Here is an 11652-nt window from a genome sequence, read left to right on the forward strand (position 1 = left end):
GCTTCCTTGCAGAGTTCTATGCCAATGAATTCGAAGGTTCCTTCGCTCGCGGCGTTCACTTCCAATCAAATCCAACAACAGGCGATCGCCGAACATCAGGTAGCGCCGCAAGTTTGATTGGTATTCAAGCTGCAATAGAGAAGAAGGATGCACCTGCACTGCAGACCGCTATCGATCGCTTGAAGTGCGCATATGCAATGGTATTTGGCTTTGGTGGCCTGCCGCTTCTTTATATGGGTGATGAACTCGGCATGCTCAATGACATGAGCTTTCTGAAGAACCCTTCGAAGGCCGAAGACAATCGGTGGATTCATCGCCCTGAAATGGATTGGTCTCTTGCAAAGAGCGCCGAAAAAGGGAAGGGAGTTGAAGGTCAAGTAGATAAGGCGATTCGTTCTCTGATTACCGCACGCAAATCTTTAGCATCACTTCATGCAGCAACATCGACTGAAGTTTTTACAACAAATAATCCTTCAGTAATTATTTTCCGCCGCAAGCATGCATCCGGCAATCTTGTGCAGGTCTATAACCTCTCCGAAAATACTCAGCGAGTGAGCATGCATGAAATCGCATCTGGAAATCTCCTTGAGGTGATTTCGGGTGAGTATCTTCACATCTATGAGGAAATCGAAGTCCCTGCATATGCAGCATGGTGGTTGCAGCAATAGCCTGCAGTAAGATTCACCGCATGTCATTGAGTAAAGATAAAAACTGGTGGCGCCAAGCTGCTATCTATCAGATCTATCCCCGCAGCTTTGCAGATACAGATGGAAATGGTCTCGGTGACCTCAAAGGCGTTACCGCTCGCGTTCCATATCTCAAATCTTTAAACCTCGATGCTGTCTGGCTATCACCATTCTATCCATCTGCCCTTGCTGATGGCGGCTACGACGTCGATGACTACCGCAACGTCGATCCGAAGCTCGGCACTCTTGAAGACTTCGATGAGATGCTCGCAGCCCTGCACGAAGCAGGGATACGCGTCTTTGTAGACATCGTCCCAAACCACTCTTCCAATCTTCACCAATGGTTTAAAGATGCAATCGCATCCGAACCTGGTTCGCCAGAGCGCGACCGATATATCTTCCGCGATGGACGCGGTGCAAATGGTGAACTTCCACCAACAGATTGGCCATCACACTTTGCTCCATCTGCATGGACTCACGAATCAGTCTTCGGCGGAAAGCACAATCAGTGGTACATGCACTGGTTCGCTCCAGAGCAGCCAGATTGGAATTGGGACAACCCTGAAGTCGAAGCTGACTTCCTTGAAACCTTGAAGTTCTGGGCGGACCGCGGAGTCGATGGATTCCGAATCGACGTTGCTCATGCGCTGAAGAAGGACCTCTCAGAGCCGCTACGCATGCGCGACACCATGGAGTATGACGATCCACAGCCTCTCGATGGCAATGGAATCCTCATGGACCGTACTGAACTCTTCGAGGTCTACAAGACCTGGCGCAAGCTCTTCAACTCCTACGATCCACCACGAGTTGCAGTCGCTGAAGCCAATGTCCACCCAAGCCGTATGCCTCTCTATGCAAGCGAAGAGACTCTGGGTCAGGCATTTGATTTCCGCTTTATCGATGCCAACTTTGATGCTGCGATCTTTAAGCACTGTGTGACCGATAGCCTCGAGCTTGCAAAGAAGAACAACTCTTCATCAACATGGACGCTCGGAAATCACGATCAGATGCGTTATGCGACAAAGCAGGGATTGCACCCTGTTGTAGATCGACAAGAATGGCTGCTCTCTAATGGAACATCACATCCGGTTGATTTCGAGATCGGCACTCAGTGTTCTGTTGCTGCCAACGCTTTCATCTTGGCACTACCAGGCTGCACATATCTTTACCAGGGTGATGAGCTCGGTCTCCACGAAGTTGCTGATATTCCTGAAGATCAAATTCAGGATCCTCAGTACCTCCGCAATCACAAGAAGATGAAGGGTCGCGACGGCGCTCGTGTGCCGCTCCCTTGGACTCGCGAGGGTAAGAACTTTGGATTCGGCGAAGGGACCCCTCATCTTCCACAACCAGAATGGTTTGGAAGCTACTCAGTTGAGGCACAGAGCGGCCATGACTTCACTCCACTTGAGATTTTCCGCAAGGCCCTCAAACTTCGTCGCGAACTTCAATGCGAAGAAGAAATCACTTGGCATAAGACAACTCGTGATGATGTTTTGCACTTCAGCCGCCCTAATGGTTGGAACTGCATTACCAACTTCAAGGGCGGCAAGTACCCAATGCCAAAGGGCGAAGTGCTTCTCAGCACTCAGCCCTTGGTCGATGGAAAGATTCCTGCTGCAACAACGGTTTGGTTTACGACGAAACCTTAAGCAACACCGATAATGTCTACGACGAAAATCAAAGTTTCGTTGGGACCAATTGGTCCAGCACCTGCTGCGCCATAGCCCATTGAGGGTGGCAATACGAGAAGTCGGCGCCCGCCAACCTTTGCGCCAGGGAGACCCTTCTGCCAACCTTCGACAACTTGTGCCAATGGGAATGTCGCAGGCTGACCAACCCAAGAAGATTCAATAACTTTTCCAGTTGACCATGCCATCAAGTAGTAATGCACAGTCAAAGTAGATGTTGGTAGTACTTCTACGCCCGTTCCAACGATGATGTCCTTCGTTGTTAACTCGGCTGGCGGCGTACCTGTTGGAGCAGAAACTGTTGGAACTTCTCCAGCGTTTGCTGAAACTGTTGGGAGTGACCCAGTTGTTGCTGGTGTATCAGATGGGTTCATATTTCTTACTCCTAAAGCTACAAGGGCCACGATGGCCAGACCGACGATTACAGCGACAAAAATCCCGACTCTCTTCATAAAATTCTTAATCTTCTAACTGACGAATTAACTTGAAATCTCCACCGCCAAGTTGGCCTTGATCTCGGTACATCTCAAGCTTTGCTCGAGTATCGGCAATGTCGAGGTTGCGCATTGTGAGCTGGCCGATTCGATCGGTTGGACCAAATGCAGCATCCTCTGTGCGCTCCATAGACAACTTGTCTGGGTGGTAGCTCAGTGCAGGTCCAGTTGTATTAATGACTGAATAGTCATCACCACGACGAAGACGAAGCGTTACTTCACCCGTGATTGCAGATGCGACCCAACGAGTAAGTGATTCGCGGAGCATTAGGCTCTGCGGATCCAACCAGCGACCTTCGTAGAGAAGTCGACCAAGGCGACGACCTTCTGCATGGTAGTTGGCAATAGTGTCCTCGTTATGAATTGCACTTACCAGGCGTTCGTAGGCAATAAAGAGTAGTGCCATACCTGGAGCTTCGTAGATGCCGCGTGATTTTGCCTCGATGATGCGATTCTCAATTTGATCTGCCATGCCAAGTCCATGACGACCACCGATTGCATTTGCTTCTTGCATCAAAGCAACTACATCGCTGAAATCTTTTCCGTTGATTGCAACTGGGCGGCCTTGTACAAATTGGATACGAACATCTTCTGAAGGGATATTGACTGAAGAATCCCAGAACTTAACTCCCATAATAGGCGAGACGATTTCGATAGAGGCATCGAGGTTCTCAAGGTTCTTCGCCTCATGGGTTGCACCCAAGATGTTGGCATCAGTTGAGTACGCCTTTTCAACGCTGTCACGGTAAGGGAAGTTGTGAGCAACCAACCACTCGGACATCTCTTTACGTCCACCGAGCTCACGTACGAAATCCTCATCGAGCCATGGCTTGTAGATGCGAAGGTTTGGATTGGCGAGAAGGCCATAACGATAGAAACGCTCAATGTCGTTGCCCTTGTACGTTGATCCGTCTCCCCAAATTTCAACGTTGTCGCTGAGCATCGCTCGCACGAGCAGAGTTCCTGTCACTGCGCGACCCAATGGAGTCGTATTGAAATACTGCTTTCCGCCAGAGCGAATATGGAAGGCGCCACAAGCAATAGCTGCCAGACCTTCCTCAACAAGCGGAGTCTTGCAATCAATCAGTCGTGAAATCTCAGCGCCGTATTCCTTGGCACGATCTGGAACGGTCTCAATATTGCTTTCGTCATATTGACCGAGGTCTGCAGTGTAGGTGCAAGGAACTGCTCCCTTGTCGCGCATCCACGCAACTGCTACCGATGTATCGAGCCCGCCAGAAAAGGCGATACCTACTTTTTCACCAACAGGGAGAGATGCAAGAACCTTAGACATGGGGCAAAGTCTAACGGTTCAATTTCGCCGCAAGTACGGGCGTTACTCCCCACATAGAAATCATGGATTGATAGCGCTCAACTTCGCTGGATTCTGGCTCAGCACCAGTCTTGACGGCTCGGATCATGAGATTTCGAGGTGTGTGCTCTCCCCCAATGAACTCAATGGCATCGACTCGATAACCGTGCAATTTCATCAACTGAATGCGAAGCGAATCCGTGATGAGGTCACCAAGGCGTTCGCGCATAATGCCGTGGCGAGTAATGAGTGACCATGGCTCTGGTGCGACCTTCATCTGAGCCTGAATATCATGGTGACAACAGGGGGCGAAGAGCGTCAAGGGCACATTGCGATTGAGAGCCCATGCGATCGAATCATCGGTGGCGGTATCGCAGGCGTGCAGTGCGATTGCGACATCGGCCTCGTTGATAGAAGTTGCTGAGATTTCTTCAGCCAAGAATGAAATAGATCTTTCAATCCCGAGTGATTTTGCGATTGAATTATTGCGATCGCGAGATGCTGGACGTATATCGATGCCCGTGACGATGACCGGAATTCCTGCACTCTTCAGATATTGATGGGCGGCAAACGTCAGGTAGGCGTGTCCGCAACCCAAATCAACTACTCGCAATGGACGAGAATCTGTTGGCTTCTCAATATGCCCCGCTGAGATTGCATCATTGAGTGTGGGGATTAGCAGTCTTAAGAACTCTTCTACCTGCTTGTACTTATCCATCTTGGATGGCTTTATTGCACCATTATTATCTGCGATGCCAACTTCACGTAAAAATGGATCAGAAGAATCTAAAAGTCTCTTCTTGCTTCGATCATGGTTGAGGTCACGCGTGGATGAATTCTTACTCCTAGACAAGAGCGGTACGCCCTTTTTTGAAATTCTCAGAGAAAGAGTCTCACCCTCAAGATCTACATGAAAATTGGCATATCCGCATTCCGCGAATTCCGTAAATGGGAGTTGATTCGGTGAGTAATTCTTGGAAGTCATCTGTCTTCCATCGCTAAAACTTACTTGAAGTGCCAAGCCTTCTTTGAGCTGAACTGGGCGAATATCAAGACGTTCATGCTGCGGGTTCATATTTCTGCGACGACCAGAAAAAACTGCACGAACAAAATGCTCGTTAGCGGTGATTGCGCGCTGAACTTCAACGAGTGCGCTCTCCAGGTCTCTCTCGGCCATGCCTTTAATGCTAGCCTTCCGCAATGATTTCGACCACCAACTGGATAATCACAATTGCCGCGCTTCTTGTCGTAGTAATTTTCGATTTTGTGTGGGCGATTGCAAATCGTGAAAAGGAAACCTCGATGCGCGAGGTAACTTTGTGGTCAATCTTCTATGTCTCTCTCGCTATCGCCTTTGGTGTCTTTATGGGTCATTGGCTAGATCCGCAGAGCCAAAAAGAGTTCTTTGCTGGGTGGCTTACTGAATATTCACTCTCATTCGACAACCTCTTTGTTTTTGTCATCATCTTGACCAAGCTCAAGATCTCAAAAGAACGCCAGCAGCTGGCCCTGCTGATCGGAATTCTCTTCGCCCTTGTGCTTCGTGTTATTGCAATCTCTGTAGGCGCCAAGGTCATCGAAGAATTCCAGCAGGTCTTCTTCCTCTTTGGAGCATTCCTGATCTATACAGCTGTGTCACTCTTCAGGGAGAGCAGCAACGAGGAACATGAGGAGAAAGAGAGCAAGATTGTCTCCTATCTCAGCAAGAAGGGCATCAAGCCATTCACAATCGCCCTCATTACATTAGGCGCTACGGACCTTGTATTTGCTCTTGATTCAATTCCAGCAATCTTCGGCCTGACTCAGAATGTGTACATCGTTATTACTGCAAATATCTTTGCCCTTATGGGGCTTAGACAGCTCTACTTCTTAATTGGCGGCCTCATGCAGCGCCTCGTCCATATCGGTAAGGGATTATCAGTTGTCCTTGGTTTTATCGGCGTTAAATTAATTTTTCATGCCTTCCATGGAATTGATATCCATGATGTAGGCGGTCATCACATTCCAGAAATTACGATTACTCAATCACTTGCGGTGATTGTCGGCTGTCTCGGAATCGCTACCGTAACCAGCTTGATTTCTACTCGCGATAAGTAGGAACTTCAGCTTCAACTGCAAGTCCGCCCAATGCGCTTTTGCGCAAAGTGAGTTTCCCGTCTTGCTTTTCGATTACCGCAGCCATAATGCTCATACCCAACCCGGATCCGCCGCTCTCTCGTGACCGTGATTTGTCGAAACGATTGAGCGATTGGATATTTTCACGATAAGCACTCTCAGGTAAACCTTTTCCGCCATCTTCAATTAACAGTTTCGCGTTCTTGCCAGCAAGTTGAAGGGAGATTCCAACAGGGGTATCTACATCCGTATGGCGAGAAATATTGTTCAGGGCATTCTGGATAAATCGAGAGAGGTAATCTCTCACTCCTGAAATGACAATTTCGCTCTTGACGTCGATGTTGACGGTGCGCAGTGGATGCAGCATGGCAAAGTCATCAGCGTGTGCCTTTACTAGCGCGCTGAGATCGATGATTTCTAGCTCGCGCTGAGCACTCTCGCCAAGCTCGGCTAGAAGCAATAGGTCATGGATCAAGGTCTCCATGCGAGCAATCTCTGACGTAACCCTTCCGAAAGCTCGCTCTCTATCTTCATCAGAGGTCATCATGCCCTTGCTCAACATTTCAACATATCCTTTGATGACTGTCAGCGGTGTGCGAAGTTCATGCGAAGCATCACCGAGAAAAGCCTGCATCTTCTCTAGCGCAATCGCATCATCACGCTGCTTCAAGCGACGAATGTAAAGAGAGAACAAGAAGAATGCGAAGAGCGAAGTCAGGAATGTGATGAGAGCGACGGTGGTCAAGCCAGTCTTAAGTTTGCGATGCGCATCTGATGAAGATGCCGCAACGACAAGATAATCACCACCAGAAATTTCATGTGCTCTATACCGATAATCGTGAACTCCGTCTCCATCCCTCACTTTCTGAGTAGCCAACACAACTTGTGGGATTGAGATTTCATTAAAAAGCTCGATCGTTGATTCATTCACTGTTGTGACGGAGCCATCGCGGGAAATCAGAAAGAGCGAAACATCCAGTGAAAACTGATCGATGTGGAAGAGAGCGGCGCTGAGCTCTTGATTTGGAGATCGAATCGCATCATCGACCGTAGAGTTAATTGCAAGGTCGATAGCTTTGAGAGAGCTTTGATAACTCTGAACCGTAACAAAAGTACCGATAGTTGCTGTAAGAATTGTTGCGATGCTCAGAGTGACTAATCGCAACTTAGCCGTTGACGAGAGTTTCACTTCTTCTCAAGTTGTAATTGAAAGCCAACGCCGCGAACTGTTCTGATGCCCTCAAATCCATCTTTGTGGAGCTTCTTGCGAAGGTAGGAGATATACGTATCGACAACAGTTGTCTCTGTCTCGAAGTTAATTCCCCATACCTCTTCTAATAAATAACTCTTACTGAGGACACGCCCCTTGGATTCAAGAAGGACATGGAGCAATCTAAATTCGGTCGGCGATAAATCTATTACTTCATCGTTGAAGGTAACTTTGTGAGACTCTTCATCCAATGTAATTGGACCAACAGATAGGACGGTTGGTAGAACTTCCGTGAAGTGTGAACGACGCAATATCGCACGCACGCGGAGAACGAGCTCCTCAAGGCCAAAAGGTTTGGTGACATAGTCGTCAGCACCAAGGGTTAATCCGCGAGTGATATCTGCTCGATCGCCTCGGGCACTGAGCATCAGTGCTGGAGTATTGTCGCCATTTCCTCGAATGCGCTCGATGAATTCAAAGCCATCCATCAAGGGCATATTGATATCAACAATCAACAAGTCAGGCTTGACGGTGCGGAGCATGGTCTGAGCCACCATCGCATCTGCTGCGGCAACGGTTTCAAATCCTGCGAGCTTCAGGGCATCGGCGAGGAGCTCGCGTACTCCGGCCTCATCATCGATAATCATGATTAGTTGCGCCATACCCCAACTCTAGCGACACACATCATAGAAAAGCCTCTTTCACAGAATCTTCACATGATGCTCAGTCACAATGGGGCCATGAGAAGAGAGTGGAGCGTAAAGGCATCAATATTTGCCCTAGTTGTATCCCTCTTCGCACTCTCACCCATCAGCGCATACGGGGACTCAACTTCAACCCCCACACCTGATGCGTCACGCTCTGCTTTCGAGCAATACCGCATTGATCGTGAAATTTACTTAGCAGCCGTTAAGGAACGAAACGCCATCATTAGAAATATCAATATCACATTTAAGAGCGCATGCGACAAAGCAGCTTCTGATTTTAAGAGCGCAATGTCTGTTGCGAGAACCCCTGATCAAAAGAATGCAGCTATCACTGCACGCAAAAATGCAATTAGTGCTGCGATTGTTGTGCGCGATGATTCAATATCCGCTCTTGGCGCAGAACCAGTTCCTCCGGTCGAACCTATGAAACCATTTAAGGCTTCCAGTAAGAACAAATCTCGCTAATTAATCAGCGAGAGGCATAGTGCGAATGGTCTCGCGCTTGTGATCTTTGTTCTTTTCATGAATCTTGCGAATCTGTAATTCAATACTCTTAATTGCAACATCAAATGCTGCAACATCATTGAATTCAGATGCTTCCGCACGAAGAGCTGGCCCTGAACCATGTGAAGCAATTACTACATGGTGGGAATGCTTACCCTGGCGAGGGTTCTGCTCATGAGTTACTTCAACTTCGATGCGATCTATTTGCACGCTAAATCGCTCCATAGATTGGAGTTTCTCTTCTGCGATTGCCTGGAAGTCACTTGCAAGATTTGCATGACGTGTATGAATATTGATTTTCACTTCTCAAGGATGTCACTTCTTTATGGCAAATGTAAGAGGGAACGCATACGACTTAAAAAAGGTTAAGCATCCTCAAATTCATCTTCATCAATCCATGCATCAGACTCTGAATCTTCTTGCTTTTCAACCCAGCTAAGGAAAGTTGCGACAGCTTTGAAGGCGAGTACAGTCATCGTGATCGCAGCAAGGAGCCGTCGTATTGCTTTCATGGCTTAAAAATACTCTCTTTTACTTCAGATTGCCTGTTACTTTGATGTGAGTGCCTGAGAGATATCGCTCCAAATATCGTCCACATGTTCACATCCAACGGAGAGGCGAATGAGATTCTCTGGGACGCTCTCACTCTCTGCCGGCCAACGACGTCGGCGCTCCCAAGTGCTTTCGACTCCCCCAAGGCTGGTTGCATGTGCAATCAAGGTCGAGCCATCACAGACTCGTTCGGTTCCAGCGGCATCGCGGTCAATATCGAAAGAGATGATTGCGCCAAAGCCTGGATATCTCACAGTGGTGACCGATGGATGTGCATTCAATTTTTCTACAAGCGCACGGGCATTGGCTTCTGCGGCTCTGAATCGCAATGGGAAGGTGCGGATTCCGCGAAGGCCGAGCCATGCCTCAAATGGACCTGGGATTGCGCCGAGCAAAGTACGAGCTTCAGCCAATCGGTTGTGTAAGGCAGGATCTTTGACTGTCAATGAACCTAGGATGACATCGCTATGTCCAGGGAGATACTTGGTAACAGAGTTCATGGAAATATCTGCGCCGAGTTCGATGGGAAGTTGATTGAGAGCTGTAGCAAATGTGTTGTCGACCGCAACGCCCATATTGCGCTTCTTTGCCTCACCGATAATTACTGCAATCTCCGCTAACTCTAGACCGGGATTCGTTGGTGATTCAATCCAGAGGAAAGCCGCTCCGATAAGTGCTTCAAAAACATCTTTTGTATTTGCAATATCAACAAAGCGAACATCCAAGCGCCCCTGTTCGTGATATTTCTTGAGTAGCGCCATCGTTCCGCTATATCCCTGATCTGAAGCAACGACCGGCGCTCCATGTGGAAGTAGCGAGAATACTGCAGAGATTGCAGCCATTCCGGAGGAGAAGGCAAGCGTAGAGTTGCCGTGCTCGAGCAGAGTAATCGCCTCTTCAAGTGCGCTCCAGCTCTCGTTGCCGAATCTTCCATAACCCAAATCACCGTTGGCAACGAAAGTTGAGTTGAGTGAGATCGGCGCGTTCATGCCAGCACCAGGTTTATGAGCAGGACGCCCCGCGCTAATTGCGTTTGTTTCAGGGTGCCGTGAATTCATAGGCAAAGGATAGTCGCTCAGTGCAGTGCTTTCGCTACTCGATCAATCGCCTCAGTGATTATTTCCGGTGAAGTTGCAAAGTTCAAACGTACATAGCCGGCGAACTTCTCACCAAACCGAACTCCTGGCACAAAAGCCACCTTCGCATTTTCAAGAAGGTAACCTGCGGGATCGTCGCCGATTCCGTAGGCGCTGAAATCAATCCAGGCAAGGTAGGAGCAATGCGGCATGTGAGTCTTCGCCTGAGGTAATTTCTCTGTGACTAAGTCGATGACGAGTTTGCGGTTGATATCGAGTTGCGCCATGAGCTCATTGAGCCATGGTTCGCCCTCTTGGAAAGCAGCCACTGTGGCAAATGCACCCAGTAGCGAAGCGCGATAGTGAGTTGCTGGCGCGATGGCATCTAGACGTTGATGCATCTGGGCATTTTCCGTCACGATGATTGCGCACTTGAGGCCTGCAATATTCCAGCCTTTACTTGCAGCAGTCACGGTGATTCCGACTTGGCGTGCTTTATCTCCCAATGTGAGGAAAGGCGTGAACTTCTGCTCGGAGTATGTAAGTGGCGAGTGAATCTCATCGCTAATGATGATGACGTTATTCGCATCTGCAAGTTCAACAAGACGCTCTAGCTCGTCACGTGTGTAGACGCGACCTAGCGGATTGTGAGGATTGCAAATCAGGTGCACCTTGATTCCTGATTTATATGCTTTTTCGATTCCCGCCCAATCTAGGTGCCACGGCGAACCATTGATTTCTTCATCTGCACGAGTCAGTGGAACATCAACAATCTCGAGATGTGTCTCGTTGGCCCAGGTCCAGAAGTTGGGATATACCGGAGAGTTCAGAAGAATCTTGTCGCCATAATCGGTGATGACGCGAAGAGTCTCTACGATTCCGACACCAACATCTGCTGCGATTCGAATCTGTGATGGATCCGGGCGCCACCCGAATCGACGAGATGCAAAATCTGCAAATGCCTCCCCCATCTCGGGGATTGCACCGAGATAACCGAGATCGGATTTTTCCACCATCTCAGTCAAAGTGCGGCGGATGGGTTCTGCTACTGGGAAATCCATCTCTGCGACAGGGAGAGGCAGAACATCCTTAGGAAATGCTCTCCACTTTTCAGATTTGTGTGTTTGTAATTCGCTCAGCGGCACAAGATGAAAATCGCTCATGACCGGAAGTATTGCACTCCAGTCCACGAATCTCCATGATTGCCCATGTGCCTATCACCCCAATTACTGAAAAGTGGAGAGCATTTCCTAAGGATGTTCTACCTCTTCCTGTCGCAGAGATGGATTTTCCAGTAGCAGAACC

Annotated in this window: 12 protein-coding genes and 1 pseudogene; 4 read left to right on the plus strand and 9 right to left on the minus strand. The window is 48.7% G+C overall.

Annotation, left to right across the window (positions count from 1 at the left end; all coding sequences use genetic code 11):
* A pseudogene (locus tag ACKOVI_RS02715) lies at nucleotides 1-668 on the plus strand (alpha-amylase); the annotation flags it as partial.
* Nucleotides 669-688: 20 nt separating this feature from the next.
* Nucleotides 689-2338, plus strand: a complete 1650-nt coding sequence (locus tag ACKOVI_RS02720; RefSeq protein WP_509602482.1) for a glycoside hydrolase family 13 protein — start codon at nucleotides 689-691, stop codon at nucleotides 2336-2338.
* Here ACKOVI_RS02720 and ACKOVI_RS02725 read toward each other — a convergent pair.
* From ACKOVI_RS02725 to ACKOVI_RS02735, 3 genes are all read right to left on the minus strand, one after another.
* A complete protein-coding gene (locus ACKOVI_RS02725; protein ID WP_509602496.1) occupies nucleotides 2335-2751 on the minus strand; it encodes an FKBP-type peptidyl-prolyl cis-trans isomerase in 417 nt (138 codons plus the stop codon). The two genes, ACKOVI_RS02720 and ACKOVI_RS02725, sit on opposite strands and share 4 nt — an antisense overlap.
* A gap of 85 nt (nucleotides 2752-2836) precedes the next feature.
* Nucleotides 2837-4165, minus strand: coding sequence for an argininosuccinate synthase (gene argG, locus ACKOVI_RS02730; RefSeq protein ID WP_509602484.1), 1329 nt, complete (start codon nucleotides 4163-4165; stop codon nucleotides 2837-2839).
* Nucleotides 4166-4175: 10 nt separating this feature from the next.
* Complete coding sequence (locus tag ACKOVI_RS02735; protein WP_509602485.1) at nucleotides 4176-5360, minus strand: class I SAM-dependent methyltransferase; 1185 nt, start codon at nucleotides 5358-5360, stop codon at nucleotides 4176-4178.
* A gap of 23 nt (nucleotides 5361-5383) precedes the next feature.
* Between ACKOVI_RS02735 and ACKOVI_RS02740 the strand changes: the two genes are divergently transcribed.
* Nucleotides 5384-6280: a TerC family protein gene (locus ACKOVI_RS02740; protein WP_509602486.1), complete on the plus strand. Its 897-nt coding sequence runs from the start codon at nucleotides 5384-5386 to the stop codon at nucleotides 6278-6280.
* Here ACKOVI_RS02740 and ACKOVI_RS02745 read toward each other — a convergent pair.
* Together ACKOVI_RS02745 and ACKOVI_RS02750 are read right to left on the minus strand one after the other, a co-directional pair.
* Nucleotides 6264-7487, minus strand: a complete 1224-nt coding sequence (locus ACKOVI_RS02745) for a sensor histidine kinase (RefSeq protein WP_509602488.1) — start codon at nucleotides 7485-7487, stop codon at nucleotides 6264-6266. The two genes, ACKOVI_RS02740 and ACKOVI_RS02745, sit on opposite strands and share 17 nt — an antisense overlap.
* Nucleotides 7484-8170, minus strand: a complete 687-nt coding sequence (locus ACKOVI_RS02750; RefSeq protein WP_509602489.1) for a response regulator transcription factor — start codon at nucleotides 8168-8170, stop codon at nucleotides 7484-7486. The genes ACKOVI_RS02745 and ACKOVI_RS02750 overlap by 4 nt, the downstream gene beginning before the upstream one ends.
* A 78-nt stretch (nucleotides 8171-8248) precedes the next feature.
* Between ACKOVI_RS02750 and ACKOVI_RS02755 the strand changes: the two genes are divergently transcribed.
* Nucleotides 8249-8680 (plus strand): hypothetical protein, encoded by a 432-nt coding sequence (locus ACKOVI_RS02755; RefSeq protein ID WP_509602490.1) that lies wholly within the window; start codon nucleotides 8249-8251, stop codon nucleotides 8678-8680.
* Here the strand turns inward: ACKOVI_RS02755 and hpf are convergent, their stop codons facing one another.
* The 4 genes from hpf to ACKOVI_RS02775 form a co-directional block, all read right to left on the minus strand.
* Nucleotides 8681-9022: a ribosome hibernation-promoting factor, HPF/YfiA family gene (gene hpf / locus ACKOVI_RS02760; protein WP_509602491.1), complete on the minus strand. Its 342-nt coding sequence runs from the start codon at nucleotides 9020-9022 to the stop codon at nucleotides 8681-8683.
* A gap of 62 nt (nucleotides 9023-9084) precedes the next feature.
* A complete protein-coding gene (locus tag ACKOVI_RS02765) occupies nucleotides 9085-9231 on the minus strand; it encodes a hypothetical protein (protein WP_509602492.1) in 147 nt (48 codons plus the stop codon).
* A gap of 36 nt (nucleotides 9232-9267) precedes the next feature.
* Nucleotides 9268-10329: a trans-sulfuration enzyme family protein gene (locus ACKOVI_RS02770; RefSeq protein WP_509602493.1), complete on the minus strand. Its 1062-nt coding sequence runs from the start codon at nucleotides 10327-10329 to the stop codon at nucleotides 9268-9270.
* Nucleotides 10330-10346: 17 nt separating this feature from the next.
* Nucleotides 10347-11510, minus strand: a complete 1164-nt coding sequence (locus tag ACKOVI_RS02775; RefSeq protein ID WP_509602495.1) for a MalY/PatB family protein — start codon at nucleotides 11508-11510, stop codon at nucleotides 10347-10349.
* Between the last annotated feature and the right edge of the window lie 142 nt (nucleotides 11511-11652).

Source organism: Candidatus Planktophila sp., from assembly GCF_046070465.1.
Classification (GTDB): Bacteria; Actinomycetota; Actinomycetes; order Nanopelagicales; family Nanopelagicaceae; genus Planktophila.